Here is an 18,765-nt window from a genome sequence, read left to right as displayed (position 1 = left end):
CGGCATTAACTGATAGGGCTGAAAGGCTCACGCCTGGTCTTGCATCGGCGTAGCCTGCAACATGGCGCACAGGGTATGCAGCAGCGCTCTGGCTTCCGTCAGGGCGCCAAGCACCGCCCCGTCGGCTACAGCAGGCTCGCTGCCATCTGCCGAGCAGCTCGCCTCCTTTGCCCGCATCAGGGCACTCAGGGCACTGAATCCGCAGGAGGCCGCCGCACTTTTCAGGCTGTGATACTGAATTTTTGCCTCTTTCATCGTCAGCTCAGCCTTACTCAAAATGGCCTGAGCCTGCTCTATGTCGGCGCTGAATTGATTGAGCACCAGCGCAAACAATTCGGTATCACCCAACTGCCTGCAGGCAGTGTCGAGCTCAAGCCCCGAGGCCTTGGCAAACAGGCTGACATGGTCCGGCAGCGCGCCGGCGGACGGCAACTCAGTGTGGCTCTCGGTCGTTGGCAGCGCCGGCAAAAATTCGGTCAACGTATTAATCACTTCATCGATATCAAAGGGTTTGGCGATGTGGCCATTCATGCCCGCCTGCTCACTTGCCAGCCGGTCCTGGGGCATGGCGTTGGCGGTCATGGCGACAATAGGCAGCTCCGTCAGTTTAAGGTGCTGGCGGATTTGGCGGGTGGCCTCGTAGCCACCCATACCGGGCATCTGAATATCCATCAGCACCAGATCAAAACGCTGTGATGCGAGCTTATCCAGCGCATCGAAGCCATCCACCGCCTCTGTCACTCTTGCGCCATGTTGCCTGAGCAGCGTCGTCGCCACCAGGCGGTTAGTCGCGTTGTCTTCAACCAGCAGCAAATGCCGCCCCAACAGGCGGTTGTAATCCTCTCGCAGCGCCGCTGATTTGCGCGCTTCACGCACGCCGTCGCCATGCTTTGCCATGACTGACGTGAGAGTGGTTTGCAGCATCTCACGGGTGATGGGCTTGATAAGCGTGGCGTCGCAGCACGCGTCCGGATGACTGCGCTGGGCCTCGAGAATTTTTTCACTGAAGGCGGTCACTATCACTATCGCGGGCTGACGCGGCAAATGGGTCATCCCCCGCACCGAGGCGGCGAACGAAAGGCCGTCGGCGTCGGGCAACTGCCAGTCAATCAGCATCAAATCGATGGGCACAGGCGCTGCGCGGTTAAGCAGCTGCTTAGCCCCAGCGGCATCGGCGCACACCAGCACCTCAAAACCGAGCTTTTGCAGCATATCGCGCAGCACCATGCGGGTGGTTTGATTGTCTTCCACCAGCATGACCCGCGCTGGCATGGGCAATTGTGAAGGGGCGTTGGCGGGCTTGAACGCAAACGGCATTTTGATGGTAAAAATACTGCCCTCGCCCGGCGCACTGGTTACCTGGATCTCGCCCTGCATCAGATTGATAAGCTCGCGGGTGATGGCAAGCCCAAGACCTGTGCCGCCATAGCGGCGCGAAATAGAGGTATCGGCCTGGTGAAATCCCTTGAATATCGCCTGCTGCTGCTCGGCGCTCATGCCGATGCCGGTATCGGAAATGGTAAATTTAATCAGGCAATGCTCATCATCCAGCCGTCTGGCCGAAATGCGGTTTATCACCTCGCCATGCTCAGTAAACTTTACCGCGTTACTGAGCACATTCAGCAGCACCTGACGCAGGCGCAGGCAGTCGCCAATCAGGGTGTCGGGTACATCGTCATCCACCTGATAAATCAGCTCTATGTTTTTGTGCTGCGCCTGAGACGACAACATGCTGCCGATTTCGGTGAGCAGCTGCTGCAGGGAAAATGGCTCCTGCTCCAACTCAAGTCGACCAGCCTCAATTTTGGAGAAATCCAGGATGTCATTCAAAAGCGCCAGCAGTGACTTGGCCGCCGACTGGGTTTTTAACAGGTAATCGCGCTGCTGCGGGCTAAGCTCGGTGTACAGCGTAATTTGTAAAAGCCCCAACACAGCGTTCATTGGGGTGCGGATTTCATGGCTCATATTGGCCAAAAAGTCAGACTTGGCTTTACTGGCCTGCAGCGCCTCTTCGCGGGTGTTTGCCAGCTCCTGCTCGCGGGCAAGTTGCTCGGTCAAATCGTAGGCCACCCCCAAAAAGCCGGTCAGCTCACCCACTTCGCTGTGCAGCGCAGTAACGCTCAGCTTCACCGGAATATGGGTGCCCTCTTTGCAGACAAAGGTCCAGCTGCGCTCCTCTGAGTCGCTCAGTTTGGCGAGTGTCGCAATCGCCTCAAAACCGGGCGTCAGAGGCTCAGTCCGCTCAGGTTGCAGCAGCGCCAGTTGAGCGCTGATTTCACTTTCAAGCAAAAACCTGGCAGGCGTATGCAGACCAACAATCTCGCGGCTTTGATAGCCAAGCAGCTTCTCGGCCGACGGGTTAAATTCAGTGACTATGCCGTCTCTGTCGGTGGCGATAATGGCATAGGCGGCAGCATCCAGAATACTGCGCTGCAGCGCCGACAGGTGCACCAGCTCACTGGTGCGCTCCAAAACCTGCAGCTCAAGCCTGGCATTGGCCAGTTGCAGGGCGTTTTCTTCGGCTTTAGCCAGCTCATGACGATGCTGCAATTCAGAAAGGCGCCTCAGTCCAATCAGCTGCACGCTGTAACTGGCAGCGGCCAGCAGTAAACTGAGCAGCAGCGCATTCCAGATGGATGCTTCAGGCTTTGGCAGTCCCAAGGATGAGATAAAAGCGGCACTCGGCGCGAGTGACAGCTCCCATTCACGGCCAAAAAGTTTAAGCCGCGCCTCGCGTTTATATGTGTCGATGGCCGATGTCGCATCGCCCCGGTCAAAAAACCTCTGCTGCTCACCCCGGGTGATGTCGCTGATGGATAACACCAGATCCGCGCCAAGCCCGCTGATGGTGCTTAGCACTTCATCAATCAGCAGCGGCGCATAACTCCAGCCGATGGTATTGGCAAGGGACGGTTCAGCCGGACCGTCGCTGCGGTAAATGGGCAGCAGGATAAGAAAACCCTGGGCGCTTTTATTGCTGGCCTGCACCAGTGTGATGGGGCCAGTCAGGCGCATGGCGTTATCATTTGCCGCCTGCACCGCCGCATTGCGCCGGTTGGCCTCGGAGCCGATATCGAGCCCAATTGCCTGCTTGTTGCGGGACTCAGGCTCAATAAAGCGGATAACAAACAGGCTTTGTTGATGGGGCTCTAGCTGACGGATGCTAAAACTATGGTCAGGCCGCTCTGCCGCGCTTTGGCTGATAAATCGCTCGCGCTCATCGTTCTCTATCTGCTGAATAAAGCCAAATCCCCGCGCCCCGGGAAATTCCACCTCATAATGGCGACTTGCGGAATAAGCCTGCATCGTGGCGTAGTCGAAGTGGTCAGGCCCCACGGAGATAATGGCCCCACGCAGGCCCCGTAAGCCATGCTCATAGGTGGCGACACTTTCATGCACTCCGGAAACAAGCAAATCAAGCCTCGCCTGAAGTACCTCCTGAATGCGGCGCTGATTGGCCTCTGTCTGCTGCTGTGCAAGCAGGCCGCCGACCACCAGGCCCGCAATCACGATAAGCAGCGGCAACCACAGCCAAAACAGGGAGCGGCGAAAAAATGAGGATGAAGGCGGCTGCGCGTCTTTTGCATGCCCTTGCGTATGCCCTTGTATCTGTCCTTGCATCTGGCCCTCTGGGAGTTATCGCGCGCTGAAAAGCTCGCCAAAACAATTGCTGCGCACTCCCAAGGATAGACATCAATCGGCTATTTCGCCTGTTTCAATGGGTTTTATGCAGCTTTACCTTAAGGAAGCTGCGAACAAAGCATCACAGCGATGCCTAAAGAGACTAATCTGCCACTGTGCTTTTGCTGCGCCGCGACAGCCCCCCACAGCAACCCAAAGCCGGCGGTAATAAATGCGCGCACCGAGCCCGCCTCTCACTTTGTATCTGGCGAAGTCGGCTTAAGAAGAAATTTCGCGAAGCCTGTGCCTGCAACACAAATGTAGATGTAGACTTAATTTTGTCTTGGGTAAGCAAAGCGTCAGGAGTCGGCACAGATGAGCTACACGTCAAAGCTATTCAGAGGCGCTGCGTTACTTATCCCGCTGCTTTGTACCGGCACACTTCTGTTTACCTGCACACTGTTGTTTTCCAGCACACTGCTTGCTGCGCCCCTTGTTATTCCCATCCTTTCCGATTACCCGATAGATACCGAGCTGACCAGCCAGACCCTGAATGGCAATGTGCTGCATGCGCTCGAGCGCCACAGCGGCGGCCAGTTTGAATTTAAACCCCAGGTGATGCCCCAAAGCCGGGCATGGAAATACATTGAGGAAAATGATGCTTGTATTTTCAACCAGATAAAAACGCCTGAGCGGGAAAGCAAGGCCAGTTTCACCAAGTTCCCTGTGACCCTGTACCCGCCCATCCGGCTGATCATCAGCGATGGCGACCGCCGCTGGCCGACGGTGTTTGACCCGCAGGCATTCAATCTACCGCCCAATGTGCAAATCGGGACAGTCGCGGGCCACAGTTATGGCACCCGATTGGATGCGGCTATCGCCGCCCACCCGCAGCAGTTTTTCCGCCGCACCGGCACTGAATCCTCATTTCGCCTCAATGACATGCTGGTCGCCGGGCGGATTGATGCTGTCTTGAATTACGCTGTGGCGGTGCAGGTGTATCTGGATGAGCATCATCCGGGGTTTAAATTCAACGCCCTGCCCATAAAAGGCGCCGAGCAAGGGGTGGAAGGCTTTATTGTGTGCAGCGCAACCGATGCCGGGCGCGACATGGCCGCGTTGATAAATGGGGTATTTGCCCAAAAGGCGATGCAGGCAGATTTTGTCCGCTTTCATCAGCAAATCTATCAGGGAAGCGAGCAAAGCTGGCTTGGCTCAGAGTTCAGGCGCTTAAAGCTGCCAGAAGCTGAGTGAGCCGCGCCCAAGCACCCAAGCACCTCAGCACCTCAGCACCTCAGCACCTCAGCACCTCAGCACCTCAGCACCCCAGCATCTAAACACCTCAGCCGCTCCGCCCCTTATCGGTCGGCCTTGCCTTACAAAGAATCTGGCTCAGAAGATGGCGCGTGAGCCGATTTTATCTCTGCTGACGCGTCTCTATCAGCAAAAGAATCAGCGCCCTTATCAGCGTTTACATCAGCACCGGCTTCGGCCAGTGCCGCTGACGCGGCTTCAAACTTGCGGCCAATCAGGGTTACGCCTTGGGTGTAACTGAAACCATATCCATAACCGCCGCCACCAAGCAGGCCTGAGCCGCGGTTATCGGCAAAGTCGTAATGCCCCGAGGTCACAGGCATCACCGACTGCACTTCGTAGCCTTCGGCGTTCATTGCCTCTACCGCAGCGGCGATGTCGCCGGCAAGGCGCTCACCATCAATCACTGAGTCGGAATATTCCGGCCCTTTACCATCGGACCAGGCTTCGCCCGGTGCTTCCCTGAGAATTTTGAAGTGTGACGGCACATAGACAACTTTATTCATAATGTAGGGCATCCTGCTAAATTTAATCATTATTATGCCTGCAGCGCCGCCAAGAGCAACCCGGCCGGGCGCTGTCGGTTCAGTCAAGCTCAGTGTCGTCCAGCCTGACTCAGGTAAGCCAGATTCAGCTAAGAGCTAACTGATACACATGGCTGGTTTTACTGAGGCTAAAACCAAGCGCCCGATAAAAATGATGCGAGGCATCGCGATTGACGTTGGAGCGTACGATGACGGTATCCAGCCCTTGAGCGTCGCTCCACTGCAGCGCTCTGGCAACCAAAGCCTCACCTATCCCCAGCCGCCTGTGGCTGGCGCTGACCACAAGGCCGGTAATTTCGGCCTTATAACCAGTTTCAAGACTCAGGCGACACTCAACCACAACCCAGCCTACCGTGCGCGAAATGGTGCCGTCACCCACGCTTCGGGCGACAAACACGCCGTAGCCCGGGCTTTCAAGCATGGCACTTAGCCAATCAAGGGTTTGCGCCTCAGTAGATGCGTATCCAAGCTCGCCGGTTAATCCCTGAATATCGGCCGCATCGGCAAGGGCGGCCGGGCTGATATTGATTTGAGCCTCTGACTGAGCCCCCAATTTAGCGTTCATCTAAGCTTCCAACATAAGGAAAAATAAGGTCCTTTTCTGGTGCAACGCCATTACATCTTTTGCAATCGCATTACTCGTTTTTCATCTCAGCTTCAGACTTTTTCACCAGCTCATCCTGCACCGAAAACCAATCCACATGGCTGTCATAAAACACATGGGCCATGGGCAAGGCGCCGACACTGCCCTGCATGCACGCAAGCGCAATGTGCAGCTCCCCCGGCCAGCGGCCGGAGCGGAAAAAAAGACTGCTGCCACAGCAGCCACAAAAACCCCGCTGCGCCAGCGCTGACGAGGCATACCAATTAAGCTGCTCTTTGGGGTCGATAATATTTGCCTTGTCGGTATCCACCCCAAACCAACTGACAAAGGCGGCGCCGTGGGCTCGCTGGCACAAAGTGCAGTGGCAGTGCGCCACCCATTTCACCGGCAATAAAACCTCGACGCTGACCGCGCCGCACAGACAACTGCCGAGAACCGATTGCGGCGGAGTGTTACTGGTTTGCCATGTATCCATCTTGATCCCCCAACACCAGACCGGCCCCGACATCCTTGCTGCCGCTTAGGTGAAAAACGCGTTCGAAAAGCTGTTGCGAAAAGCTGTTGCGATAAGCCAGTGCGATTAACCTGAAGCCTGATTGTTGGCAAATGGCTGCTATTTTGTCCAGTCTTCTCGCCGGTGCTGGTGTTCACAGAGCACGATCAACCAGACGCGCTGAACAAATCGCCGCTGAAAACCAGCCGCTGAAAACCAGCCGCTGACCATATCAGAGCCGACCGTTGTGCGATTTACAGCGGCATCCTTACAGTTGCCAGGCGCAACCATAACGAACAGCGTACTTTATAGTCTTTTGATATTTAGGCGTTTAATCAGCAAAAGCGCTGCAACTGCCCAGCAGATATTGACCTCAGTAAAGTGAGGTATTAAGGTCAGCCAACCGCAGTTTTAAGACAATTTTCAGGCAGGGATGCAATGGCCATCGGCAAAATCAGATTTCAGGGTTTTCTGTTCCTAATTCTTCTTGGCCTTATTCTACTGAGCGTATGGCTTGCCACACGTCAAAGCGCCCGCAACGCCGAGATGATGCATGCCGCCAAGGCCGCCAGCGAGGCGCAGCAAGAGCGAGTTGCTGAGCTTACCGATGTCAACGCCATCAGCATGGTCGAAACCTCCACCACGGATATGGATGGCAATATCCATACCTATATGGTGCCGCGCATCAAGGGGTTACATCCGGCTGAGCTCGCTGTGGATGCGCCGCAGCCCGCGCGGGAACAGCTGGTGGCCATGGGCATTAATGCCGCAGAGTGGCGCATCCATTCCCAGGGCGTGGCCCAAAGCGGCGAGCCAAGAATTATCAACGACGCCGTGCTGATTTATGTGGCCGGGCTCGATGAAAACGGCACACCAGTGGTGGACTATGTGGACCTCGACGGCGTCGGCGACAAATCCTACGGCGCGATGGCGGGCCAATTTGCCAGCGACCTTGCAACACTTGAGGGCAATGAGCGCCTGGGCGCGCCCAATCCTGATATGGAAACCCAGATCTCCGGCCTCATTTACCGCTTGCAAAGCCCGGTGCCCTACGACATTTATTCGCTCTATTGCCGTGACAGCAAATGCATGTTCAGGCTGCAACTTGGCGAGATACCAGAAGATTTACCCCAAAGTGGCGCCGAGCTGATTGGCGGTATAATGCAGGATGTGAGCTATGCACTCGAGAAAACCTGCGCCGCCACCCACAGGGCCGACAGGCAGCAAAATGTGTATTTCACTGTTAATTGCCGTGACTAAATGTAAGTCACTATTGGCAATAGTGGCATTGTTAAGGCCGCACTACAGCTGCTGTTTCAGCGCCTGACTTTGTTTAACAAAGTCTTTATCATCCGGCGCGACCGCCTCGGCCTTGGCAAGCCATTGGCGCGCGCTGTCTTTATCGCCAAGTTGCATCAGCAGCTCTGCCTTTCTAAGCTCTGCCCAGCCCCGATACATCTTTGGCACGTTGCCAAAGAGTCCTTCGGTCAGCTCAAGCGCCCTCGCGCCATCAAGTTTGCCCTTGGCCGCATGTTTGATGAGCTGATAGGCAAGGTGCGCCTCAAACTCAGGCGACTCGCCAGGCCCCTTGCCAAGGCTTAACGCCGCCTCAAGCACAGCAGCCGCCTCGGCGTGGGAATCTTCAAACCGGCGCGCCTGCTGCAGGCTCAGCATTCTGTCGGTGGGAAAGGCCTTGCGCGCCTCGGCAAACTGGGCGTCAAACGCCTTGAAATCTTTGTTTTTAAGATGAATATCCAGCAGTGCCTGCTGACCTTCGAGCGGCGCAAACTGCCCGATGGCAATCGCCACCTCACGCGCCTTGGCCTCGTCGCCGCCCACTATGCCGGGGGCGTACAGGTAATAACCAAACAGCGAGCGGGCAATGGTCAAATCCTTTGGCGCAAGTTTATGGGCCTGCTGATAATGCTCGAGCGACTTACCGGCAAGACCCGGCGCCGAAAACAGTGACGCACGCTGGGCAAGCACAGCATAAATATCGCCGCCAACCCTGAGCTGCTGCGCCTTGGCATTGGGAACTGTGGACTGATGTTTGGCAAGCCACTCGCCAAGCAAGGTTTCGGCATCATCATCCCGCTCAAGCTTAAGCAGGCTGCGAAGCTTAAGTGACATCAACTCGGGGCTGGCATCCGCGTCAATGAGCTCAAACACCGCCTGATATTCACCGGCCTGATAGCGGCTCTCTATTGCAGCAAGCTCAGGCGCAGGCAAATCGGTCATCAAGGCCGAAGCCGGCGGGGCAAGCCACAGCGCCGTCAGCAGCGCCAATACAGAATATCGTCCTGTTTTCATATCTTTATCTCAATTTCCCTATGGATAACTCTTGGATTGCAGCCAAGCTTAAGGGTTCACTGAAATACGAACATCCATCCAAAGTTTGACCCTTGAATGTGAAACTTAAGCGTTTAACAACGCCCAGTGCGGGTATTGGCAGGATGATTACCGATGAAGAGCGCAGCAACTGAGCGTTCCCCCAAATTGAAGACTTTTGCAGCACAATCACAGCGCTCATTCAGGCAAAACAAAAGGACGCCGAGGCGTCCTTACTCTTTGCTTGCCGCTTTGCACGCAAGGCTTGCACCACACACTAGTTCAGCGGTTTTAAGGTATTCATCCCAAGCTGGCGCATCTGGCGGGTGATCCAATCGGCACGACGATTCATGTAATTGGTGGGCGGCTTGATACGGTAATTCCACGGATTGGGCAGCACGGCTGCGAGCAGCGCCGCCTCACGCTTGGTCAGCGACTTGGCGCCTTTGCCAAAATAGTAGCGCGCCGCCGCTTCGGCGCCGTAAATGCCCGGACCGAATTCCACGATATTCAGATACAGTTCCAGTGTGCGACGCTTGCCGGCAATGGTGTCGAGCAGCAGCGCAAACCAGGCTTCCAGCCCTTTACGCACATAACTGCGGGACGACCACAAAAACAGATTCTTGGCGGTTTGCTGGGTGAGCGTGCTGGCACCGCGCAGCGTATCGCCTTCATCCCTGTCTTCAAGCGCCGTTTTAATGGCATCGAAATCTATGCCGCCATGCTCCATAAAGCGCTGATCTTCCGAGGCAATCACCGCCAACTGGATATTGGGCGACATGTCATCGAGCATAATCCAGTAATGGCGCACCTTGATGTCGTCCTTCGGGGGAAACAAACTGCGATCGATGCGCCACGCCCAGGTCGGCGGGTCAACAAAGGTGACAGTCACCACCAGGGCAACGGAGAGCACAACAAACGCTAAGCTGAGCCGAAGCCCCCATCGAAGCGATGTCTTCAGTAAACGGCTGAATGAAAAAGCCAAAATGAAATCATCCTTTCTACACAGCAGCCAGCCTCAAGGGCACAGCAGAACGCCCCGAGGGCACATTAACAAGCCCAAAGGGCGATAATCGCCAGATTCTACCCTAAGCCACGGAAAAACCGCATGTGAAAGTCAATCTGCGACGCGAGACCTGCTTATTCGTCCTGTGAGGGCAACAGATACACCCACTTGGGATCTGTGCTCCATGGCTTGATGATCTTGCGACTTTTATCTTTGGTATAAAAGCATTTACCAAACAGAATAACGGCGGCGCCTTCAAGGTCGCGACGTTCTGTCAGATTAAAGCGTTTTTTCAGTGGTTCGCGAATATCGGAAATGGCGATGCCAAGCTCGCGGTTTTCGGCGGAATTTAGCCAGTTCATGTCTTTATCGCTGTGGGAAATTGTGCCCCAGTACATCCGCGGCGCGCCGTTTTCGGTTGGCTCGGCGTCGGCAAAGTTCACAAACAGGTTTTTGGCGCGCCAGCGATGCACCGCATCTGTGTATACCCAGAGATCAGAGCCTGCAAGCTCGCTGCCGCGCAGCAAACTCAGCAGCAGTTTTTTAAGACCAAGGCGGGGCGTGGTAACCGAAGATTCGGTTTGTCCCTCGCGCTCGCCGTGCTTAAGACTGGTTTCGGTGGAAGGCACTGTGGCGAGGTATTCCTTTTTAGACTCGCGCACAGTTTTATTGTCGGCATTGGTGGGCTTTTTTCGTGGTGTACGCACAGGCGCATCAAAGTCGATATGCAGGCCGTCATCATGCTCAAGTACGCTTTGCACCTCAGTGACGGCGGCCTCTTCATCCTTGCGGGCAGCGCTTGGGCGATACTCGGGGCAATCGTCTTTATGGTACAGCGAGCCAAAACAGGCGGCTTTGCCATCGGATGAGGCACGGCGAAAGTAGGCTCTGCCGCCGCAGCCAAGGCAATAGAGCGACAGTCTCAGCCGCTCCTGCTCATTTTCATCAAGCCTGGCAAAACCAAACACCGAATACACCTTGGGCTCTTCGCCGTCCGGTGCGCAGCGCACGTCCAACATACCTTACCTCCTAATGCTTAAGGCACAGGCCCAAGCATGAGAACCATGGTAAAGACTGCTGATAAATCAGGCAAATTGTTTAAGCCACTGGGCAAACGCCTGTTTTGGCAGCGCGCCTGCCTGCTGGGCAATCACTTTGCCGCCCTGAATAATCATCACAGTGGGAATAGAGCGAATGGCAAAACGGGCCGCGAGCGCTCGCTGGGCTTCAGTATCGAGTTTGCCAAAACGAAACTGAGGTTCAAACTCGGCCGCAGCTGCGGCAAACACAGGGGCAAAACTCTGGCATGGGCCGCACCAGCTGGCCCAAAAGTCCACCACCAGCGGCAGTTCAGATTTGAGCGCATGGGCATCAAAATTGGCCTCGGTTAACTCAAGCGGCGCGCCGGCAAACAGCGTCGATTTACAGCGGCCGCACACAGGCTTGTCAGCGAGGCGCTCATTGGGTACGCGGTTTAACCCATGGCAGTGGGGGCAGGCAAGGATCATGGCTTCTCCAGAAATAATGCAGCGGGCCTTTATCACATGTGGTCTTAGTCCGTTATTTACAAGCCTCTCACGCGGGATTTGTTCGCGTTTCAGCCTATCTTTGGCAGCTTTGTTGGGCGTAAACCAGTAAGGATAAAAATGAAAAGCGGTATTATGTTATGAAAAGCGGAATTCGTCGTACGCTCCTCCTTGGTCCATTATGGTTCGCGCTATGGATCGCATTGCCTGAGCGGCATCTGGCAGATAGGCGAAGCTAACAGAGCCCTAGGTGATCTTGATGAGGCAAAGAGCCTGCGGCAGCGCGCTCCGGCGCTGGCAAAGGAATAGCAACTTAAACGCTGGGAAGTTTGAGAGTTGAACCCTCGCCGATTTGAGTGGGATTTTGGGGCAAAGCTAAACCCTTTTCAGCCTAAAAATTAGCAGCCTGAAATAGCTGCCTGAAATACTTGCCTCAAATGCGGCTTAAAGCGCTGCAAACGGCCGACACCGGCTCAGGCCTTTGCTGACGGGATAAGCAGTGAGTTAAGCCTGCTGCCCCTGCCCCGGCTGTCGTAATTCTTTATATTTACCCACAAATCTTAAGATTGGTAGTTATTTACACTGCCACAGCCTTTAGTTCAGTTGCTATCGCCAACCATTGGGGTATAACAGGAGAACCACCTGTGGTTGGTGGTATTGAGGGGTCATTGTTGGAGGCCACAAATGCAGGCAAGTACCAACCATGGCGGCCAAAGGGAGCGAAACGACCGCCGCAGCAGCAAGTTGTCCAATACTGAACATTGGGACAGATTATCAACGGCACAGAGGTTTGCCTATTACACCCTGTCCAAACTCGGATATCAGCTATTGTTTGTCCGGCGTCAGGGTGATTTGAGTCTTGCCATCACAAGGCTTGGAGTGGATGTAGCAACCATAGACAATTGGGGTGAAGTCGATTTTACCCCGAAGATCAGCCTTAGACAGTAAGCCATTGATAAATTTTGGATGAACCTTGTAAGTGCTGCGATTCGGTCAAAATAAAAAGGAGCCAGTTCTGGCTCCTTTTTATTTCAGGCCGGGCAGATTGCCAGCCTTCTGATTTCCCACTGATGGGCTCGATTCACGCCGCTTGCTGATTGGCAAGGCCTGATTCGGTGTCGGCCAGCAACATCACCGCGGTACGACCCAGCAGTTGGTTGATGGTTTTCTCACCGGCTGCACCCAGCTCGATAATCGCGTTTTCGCGCGCATTTGCCACCGCCCGGAACAAGGTAATTTCACGCTCACTGCTGCCACAGAGGCTGAAAAACAACTTGAGAACCGCGCGGTAATGGCTTTCACGCATCGCCTGCATCCAGGAGCGCTCCAGCGCTTCAATGCCGGAAAAATCCAGCGCAGCCAAAAACAAACGACCAATACGGGCGTCGAGTTTGACCAGAAAATCCGTTTTCTTCGGGAAATGATGACTGATACCAGTCCGGCTTATACCGGTCGCTTCCGACAGCGTGGTATAGGACATAGCATCAAAGCCAATACTCAGGATCTGTTTGAGTGCCTCATCCATGATCTGATTAATGGTTTGCTCAGTCTGTACTTTGGAACGTTTCGCCATGAAATGTATCCCCCGTTGTTATTTTTGTTGCCGAGAGCTTACCAAAGCATTAGAGGGATTACTGCCAAAAAAGGACCAACGGCAAGAGTATATGACTTTGGTTCAGCTCATGTTCAGCTTGCGTCAGCAGAAGGCTCTGAGTGGTTAACTTTTGATTAACAAATGTTTCTTTGAAAGCCAGATGCTGGCTGACTCAGAACCAAGTAAATACTCAAGAGTTGGTGTAATGACGGGGGTCAACGCAGGTTTTCGCCAGTACAAATAGTCGGGCAACATATGTAGCGTCGAGGCCGAAAACAGCTGATGCAGCAAACTGGCAAACTCGGCCAGCTCAGCATCATCCCAGCGTTTTATTGATGGATAAAAATTCTGGCAAAACACATCAAAGCCAGTGAAATATGCCAGATCGACCGCAGAGTTTTGCTGCAGCAAAGGCAGTAGCGAAACCGAGCTCCAGTGCGACAAATGACTGATATCACTCATCACCTGCAGGTTGCGGCGATGGAACTGCTGCCAGGCAAGCGCCAAGTCGCCGTACTCGCGGGCAATGCGCCAGTAGAGATAGGCATCGGCCAGCACTTCCTGCTCATGGGCGCTGAGGGCTTCGGGCAAGATCCCGCCCTGCAGGGCATGTACTTGCAAATGGCCGAGTTCATGCCAAAGGGTCAGCTGCGGCTGCTGGGATAAGGTTAAGGTAAGAAGCTTGCCATCCACTATGGCATCGAGCATCCGTGCTTCACGCTCGGGCGCCCACAGCACTATGCCGGCAATTTCAGGATGGGTTAAAGGCGCTGCCAGTGCGCTGCGATAACCAAGGCGAGAACGAAGCAGCGGCGCAAGATCCTGCGATAGCGGCTGCGTTGTTGGGGTAAAACCCGCAAGGCATTCATCCAGTTGATCCGGATGACAAATCAGCGCCACTTTATCTGCTACCTGCTCAAGGCGAAGGTTGCGCTCGCCCGCAGCTGTGCTTGCGGCGGGCAAGCCGGCAACTTGAGCAACAGGCTTGGTGGTCTCAGCAAGTTCTAATGGCTCAGCGAGCTCTAAAGGCTCAGCGGCATTGGCACCCGTGGCCGTCAGCAGGGCCCACAGGCTTAATTGCAGCCATGGGGCCCCTGGCATCTCAGTGCTTGCTCATGATGTTTTGAATGATGGCTGTGGTTGATACCCCATCTTCAAACCCGAGCACCTTCACCTGGCCGCCATTGGCCATCACCTCGGCGCCGCCGGCGATGTCTTCGATTTTGTAGTCGCCGCCTTTAACCAACAGATCCGGCAGTAAGCGGGCGATAATGCGCTGCGGCGTGTCTTCACTGAAAGGCACCACCCAATCCACCGAAGCCAGTGCCGCCAGCACCGTCATGCGCCGGTCAACCGAGTTGACCGGACGGCCATCGCCCTTAAGACGTCGCACCGAATCATCATCGTTTACCGCCACAATCAGCCGGTCGCCAAGGGCGCGCGCCTGGGCAAGATAGCTCACATGACCCGCGTGCAGAATGTCGAAGCAGCCGTTGGTCATCACAATGCGTTCGCCGCGAAGCTTGGCCTGCTCGAGGGCATACACCAGCTGATCTTCACTCACCACACCCACACCGGACTCGCCCTGATGGTTTTTAAGCGCTTCAATCAGCTCAATCCGGCTCACGGTGGAGGTGCCGAGTTTACCCACCACCACACCGGCGGCGGTATTGGCGATGGCGCAGGCCTGAGCAAGTTCAGCGCCGGCGGCAATGGCGGTGGCCAGCGCCGAAATCACGGTATCACCGGCGCCGGTAACGTCATACACTTCGCGGGCCACGGTGGGAATGTGCAGCTCTGGCCCGTTGGGGGTGATTAGGGTCATGCCCTTTTCGGAGCGGGTCACCAACAGCGCATCAAACTGATAATCGCGGATAAGCTGCTGCGCCTTGGCAACAAGATCCGCTTCGCTTTTCACGGCGCCCACCACGGCTTCAAACTCGCTCATGTTCGGGGTCAGCAAAAACGCGCCGCGGTAACGGCCAAAATCACTGCCTTTGGGGTCAACCAGCACTTTGACGCCTTTGGCGCGGGCACGGGCGATAAACTCAGCCGGCTCGGCAATCGCGCCCTTGGCGTAGTCTGACAGCACCACCACATCCACGCCGGTAAGCTCGGCCTCGGCATGGGCAAGCAGCGCATCGCTGTCGGCGCGCTCAAAGGATTCTTCAAAATCAAGCCGGATAAGCTGCTGATTGCGCGACAAAACCCTCAGCTTGGTGATGGTGGGCTTGTCGGCCACTTCGAGCCAGCGCGGCTCCACACCGAGCGCCTGCACCCCACGGGTAAGCGCGGCGGCGGTATCATCTTTACCCACCAGCCCCGCAAGTTGCACCTGACCGCCGAGGGTCGCGATGTTCAGCGCCACGTTGGCTGCGCCGCCGGGTCTGTCTTCGATTTGATTGATGCGAACCACTGGCACAGGCGCCTCGGGCGAAATACGACCGGTGGGACCGACCCAGTAGCGGTCGAGCATCACATCGCCGACAACCAGAACCCGGGCCTTTTCAAAAGCTGGCAGTGTAACCTTCATATGACTCACATGCGTTTGACTGAATTAATCGCCGATTGTACCCAATTTTCTCCCTGTGTTGCGCCTGTTTTGCGTTAGAATAGCGACTAATTTTTCGTTGAGAGTGAACACCAAGTGGTCGAAAGCGCACAATTTTCCAATCACCTGTATCACCCCAAATACTGGCTGCTGTGGCTCGGCGTTGGGTTGATGCGCCTCCTGTCCTGGCTGCCACTGCGCTGGCAGATGAAACTTGGCGCTGGCCTTGGCAATCTGGTTCGGCTGATTGCCGGCAGTCGCAGCAATACCGCCAGACGCAATCTGGAACTGTGCTTCCCCGACATGAGCGAAGCCGAGCGCGAGCAGCTGTTCAAACGCAACTTTGAAGAAACCGGCAAGGCCGTGTTCGACACCATCTGTGCCTGGTGGTGGAGCGATGAGCGCATCCAGTCCCATATGCACATAAAAGGCCGCGAACACGTAGAGCAGAGCCTTGCCGATGGTCAGGGGGTTATCCTGTTTGCGGTGCATTGTCTGCCGCTGGAGATGGGCGCGCGGATTTTCGGTCAGTTTCAGCCGGGGGTTGGCGTGTATCGTCCCCACAACAATGCGGTGATGGAATATCTGCAGGTGAAAGGACGGCTGCGCTCCAACAAGGCGCTGGTGCCCAAACGGGATCTGCGCCAGATGGTGCGTTGCCTGCGTGCGCCCGAGGTGATTTGGTACACGGCCGATCAGGATTTTGGCCGTTCATCGGCGGTGTTTATTCCGTTTTTTGCGGTGCCGGATGCGGCCACCATCACCGGCGCCACCACCCTTGCCAAGCTCGGTAAGGCGCGGGTACTGCCGTTTTTTGTTGAGCGTAACGCCGATGACAGCGGCTACAACATCGAAATTATGCCGCCGCTGGAGGATTTCCCCGGCGAAGATGAGGTAGCAGATGCCATTCGCGGCAACGGCATTGTTGAATCTATCATCTCCCGCAATCCAGCCCAGTACATGTGGCTGCACCGCCGCTTCAAGACCCGCCCGAATGAAGATGACCCGTCCCTGTACCGCTGAGCCTTATTGCCAAGGGCACAGCTCATCGGTATCCATTTGAGCGACGACGAATAAAAAAAAGAGGCTGAACCCGGGTTCAGTCTCTTTTTTCAGTCTCTTTTCTGCTTCTTTTTCAGTCTCTTTTGTCAGCTTCTGATTATTGTGCAGATAATTGTTTATTCGACATATTCAGCCGCCACTCAGGCCGCTGCGTGGAGCCTTAACCCGAGTGACGACGGACAATCGCCTTCGAGGGCGGCCACCACCCACTCGCAGCCCTGCCAGACAAATACGTCCCCTTCCACCGGCGATTTACCCAGCTCACGCAGGCACAGTTCACCCAGGGTCAAACCCTGTTCATCGTCAGTGAGCGACAGGCCGTAAAGCGGCGCCAGTTCATCCAGCCGCACCTTGGGATCCAGCATAAAGTCACCAAAAAAGCCGGACATGCCCTCGGCCAGCGGCGCCTCACTGAAAAGCTGCGACAGTGCCGGCAAGTCTTTTTCCTGCCCAAGCACACACAGCACATCGTCGGCGGCAAGCACGGTACTGCCGGAGGGGTGCAGCAGCACCTTGTCCCGAAACAGCGCGGCAATGCGGGTGCCTTCCGGCATGGCAAGCTTTTTAAGCGGCTCACCGACACACCACTTTTGCTCTTTGAGGCGGTAAACAAAAATCTCCCACTCGCTCGCCGGGAAGATATCCACTCCGGCGCGGCTCACAGGCTCAGGCTTTGGCGGCAGACCAACCCGGGCAAGCTTCATCGCCAGCGGCACTGTGGTTCCCTGCAGCAGCAAAGACACCAACACCACGCAAAAGGCGAGATTGAAATACAGCGCCGCGTTGGGCAGCCCCGCCATCATAGGAAACACCGCCAGAATAATCGGCACCGCGCCCCTAAGCCCCACCCAGCTGATAAACCAGCGCTCACGGGCGGCAAAACCACGAAACGGCGCCAGGCTTAACCACACCGCCAGTGGCCGTGCGATAAAAATCATCCCCAGCGCCAACCCTATGCCCGGCAGCAATACCGGCAGCAGGGAGGATGGCGTAAGCAAAAGCCCCAGCACCAAAAACATGCCGATTTGCGCAAGCCAGGTCAGGCCATCCATCACCGCCAGGGTGCTGTGTTTGCCGCGCATGCCGCGATTACCAAGAAACAGGCCATAAAGATAAATCGACAAGATGCCGCTGCCGCCAAGGCTGTTTGACAGCGCAAACAACATCAGGCCACCGGAGAGCACCAAAATCGGATACAGGCCATCGGCAAGAATGCTGTGATTCACCAGCCGCCACATCAGGTAGCCACCGCCAATGCCGGCCGCCATCCCCACCAGCGCCTGCAGCAGGAGGCTGGTCAGCAGCGACGGCGTATCAAAACCGCCGCCGGAGCCAATCATGGCAATCAGGGTCACGGTTAAAAATACCGCCATCGGGTCGTTACTGCCGGATTCGATTTCCAGCGTCGGCCCGACCCGGTCGTTGAGTGGCTTGCCTTTAAGCAGTGAAAACACCGCCGCCGCATCGGTACTGCCGACAATGGCGCCGATGAGGAGCCCCGCCAGCAAATCAAGATTAAACAGCCAGGCCGCCATCAGACCGGTAAGACCGGTGGTCACCGCAACCCCGACGGTCGCAAGCGACAGCGACGGCCACAGCGCCAGCCGAAAACTGCTCATCTTGGTGCGAAGACCGCCGTCGAGCAAAATCACCGCCAGCGCGAGGTTACTGACCAGATAAGCCGTGGAATAGTCATTGAACAGAATGCCGCCGGGGCCATCTTCACCGGCGAGGATCCCCACTGCCAGAAACACCAGCAGAATAGGCACCCCGAGGCGGGAGGACAGCGGGCTAATCACCACACTTACAGCGACCAGCAGAGCGCCAACCAGAAAGAGCAAATTCATGTTTTCAGCGCCCATAACACCTCCCAAGCAAAAAATCCTGCCAATTATAGCAAAAACCTTAGCATCGGACGCAGCTTTAAACCAAATTTAATGTTAAAAACCTGAGTAAATAACCATGTTTCACAGGGGATTAAATAACAATTATTGAAAAATACCGCCATTTCATTTGATTTACTGCAAATCCCACCAACCAAGCAAACTGCACACACTTTAATCAGTGTCTTTTTGATAGCACAACTGTCTTTTTAACCACCATGACAATTGTCCATATGAC

The 18,765-nt window shown here is 55.5% G+C and carries 16 protein-coding genes; 4 read left to right on the top strand and 12 right to left on the bottom strand.

Features of this window, described 5'->3' with window-relative positions; genetic code table 11:
* Positions 1–27 precede the first annotated feature (27 nt).
* Positions 28–3,621 (bottom strand): CHASE domain-containing protein, encoded by a 3,594-nt coding sequence (locus KJI95_RS07545; RefSeq protein ID WP_214506569.1) that lies wholly within the window; start codon positions 3,619–3,621, stop codon positions 28–30.
* 375 nt (positions 3,622–3,996) lie between these two features.
* Between KJI95_RS07545 and KJI95_RS07540 the strand changes: the two genes are divergently transcribed.
* Positions 3,997–4,875, top strand: a complete 879-nt coding sequence (locus tag KJI95_RS07540; protein ID WP_214506568.1) for a transporter substrate-binding domain-containing protein — start codon at positions 3,997–3,999, stop codon at positions 4,873–4,875.
* 122 nt (positions 4,876–4,997) lie between these two features.
* Here the strand turns inward: KJI95_RS07540 and KJI95_RS07535 are convergent, their stop codons facing one another.
* The 3 genes from KJI95_RS07535 to KJI95_RS07525 form a co-directional block, all read right to left on the bottom strand.
* Entirely contained in the window at positions 4,998–5,441 is a 444-nt protein-coding gene (locus KJI95_RS07535) for a hypothetical protein (protein ID WP_214506567.1), read from the bottom strand.
* 124 nt (positions 5,442–5,565) lie between these two features.
* A complete protein-coding gene (locus tag KJI95_RS07530; protein ID WP_214506566.1) occupies positions 5,566–6,045 on the bottom strand; it encodes a GNAT family N-acetyltransferase in 480 nt (159 codons plus the stop codon).
* A 70-nt stretch (positions 6,046–6,115) separates the two neighbouring features.
* Complete coding sequence (locus tag KJI95_RS07525; RefSeq protein ID WP_214506565.1) at positions 6,116–6,559, bottom strand: GFA family protein; 444 nt, start codon at positions 6,557–6,559, stop codon at positions 6,116–6,118.
* A gap of 456 nt (positions 6,560–7,015) precedes the next feature.
* Here KJI95_RS07525 and KJI95_RS07520 point away from each other — a divergent pair, with 456 nt between their 5' ends.
* Positions 7,016–7,837, top strand: a complete 822-nt coding sequence (locus KJI95_RS07520) for a hypothetical protein (protein WP_214506564.1) — start codon at positions 7,016–7,018, stop codon at positions 7,835–7,837.
* A 42-nt stretch (positions 7,838–7,879) separates the two neighbouring features.
* Here KJI95_RS07520 and KJI95_RS07515 read toward each other — a convergent pair whose 3' ends face one another.
* From KJI95_RS07515 to trxC, 4 genes are all read right to left on the bottom strand, one after another.
* Positions 7,880–8,887 carry a hypothetical protein gene (locus KJI95_RS07515; RefSeq protein WP_214506563.1) on the bottom strand — a complete coding sequence of 336 codons (1,008 nt, stop codon included), beginning with the start codon at positions 8,885–8,887 and terminating at the stop codon, positions 7,880–7,882.
* A 295-nt stretch (positions 8,888–9,182) separates the two neighbouring features.
* A complete protein-coding gene (gene mtgA / locus KJI95_RS07510; RefSeq protein ID WP_250885696.1) occupies positions 9,183–9,890 on the bottom strand; it encodes a monofunctional biosynthetic peptidoglycan transglycosylase in 708 nt (235 codons plus the stop codon).
* A gap of 155 nt (positions 9,891–10,045) precedes the next feature.
* Positions 10,046–10,930: a hypothetical protein gene (locus KJI95_RS07505; RefSeq protein ID WP_214506562.1), complete on the bottom strand. Its 885-nt coding sequence runs from the start codon at positions 10,928–10,930 to the stop codon at positions 10,046–10,048.
* A gap of 66 nt (positions 10,931–10,996) precedes the next feature.
* Positions 10,997–11,419: a thioredoxin TrxC gene (gene trxC / locus KJI95_RS07500; RefSeq protein ID WP_214506561.1), complete on the bottom strand. Its 423-nt coding sequence runs from the start codon at positions 11,417–11,419 to the stop codon at positions 10,997–10,999.
* A gap of 702 nt (positions 11,420–12,121) precedes the next feature.
* On the opposite strand from trxC, the gene KJI95_RS07495 reads away from it, so the two are divergent.
* A complete protein-coding gene (locus KJI95_RS07495; protein WP_214506560.1) occupies positions 12,122–12,385 on the top strand; it encodes a hypothetical protein in 264 nt (87 codons plus the stop codon).
* Positions 12,386–12,518: 133 nt separating this feature from the next.
* Here the strand turns inward: KJI95_RS07495 and KJI95_RS07490 are convergent, their stop codons facing one another.
* The 3 genes from KJI95_RS07490 to hldE all read right to left on the bottom strand — a co-directional run bounded on the left by KJI95_RS07490 (position 12,519) and on the right by hldE (position 15,564).
* Positions 12,519–13,010 (bottom strand): TetR family transcriptional regulator, encoded by a 492-nt coding sequence (locus KJI95_RS07490; protein WP_214506559.1) that lies wholly within the window; start codon positions 13,008–13,010, stop codon positions 12,519–12,521.
* 144 nt (positions 13,011–13,154) lie between these two features.
* Positions 13,155–14,132: a hypothetical protein gene (locus KJI95_RS07485; protein ID WP_214506558.1), complete on the bottom strand. Its 978-nt coding sequence runs from the start codon at positions 14,130–14,132 to the stop codon at positions 13,155–13,157.
* Position 14,133: 1 nt separating this feature from the next.
* A complete protein-coding gene (gene hldE / locus KJI95_RS07480) occupies positions 14,134–15,564 on the bottom strand; it encodes a bifunctional D-glycero-beta-D-manno-heptose-7-phosphate kinase/D-glycero-beta-D-manno-heptose 1-phosphate adenylyltransferase HldE (RefSeq protein ID WP_214506557.1) in 1,431 nt (476 codons plus the stop codon).
* A 114-nt stretch (positions 15,565–15,678) separates the two neighbouring features.
* On the opposite strand from hldE, the gene KJI95_RS07475 reads away from it, so the two are divergent.
* Complete coding sequence (locus tag KJI95_RS07475) at positions 15,679–16,605, top strand: LpxL/LpxP family Kdo(2)-lipid IV(A) lauroyl/palmitoleoyl acyltransferase (RefSeq protein ID WP_214506556.1); 927 nt, start codon at positions 15,679–15,681, stop codon at positions 16,603–16,605.
* Positions 16,606–16,784: 179 nt separating this feature from the next.
* Here KJI95_RS07475 and KJI95_RS07470 read toward each other — a convergent pair whose 3' ends face one another.
* Positions 16,785–18,506 carry a potassium/proton antiporter gene (locus KJI95_RS07470; RefSeq protein WP_214506555.1) on the bottom strand — a complete coding sequence of 574 codons (1,722 nt, stop codon included), beginning with the start codon at positions 18,504–18,506 and terminating at the stop codon, positions 16,785–16,787.
* Positions 18,507–18,765: the final 259 nt, after the last annotated feature.

The sequence above is a fragment of the Shewanella jiangmenensis genome (assembly GCF_018596335.1).
In the GTDB taxonomy this organism is placed as follows: Bacteria; Pseudomonadota; Gammaproteobacteria; order Enterobacterales; family Shewanellaceae; genus Shewanella; species Shewanella jiangmenensis.
Note: the sequence above shows the minus strand (reverse complement) of the source record. Positions and strands in the feature narration are given on the sequence as shown.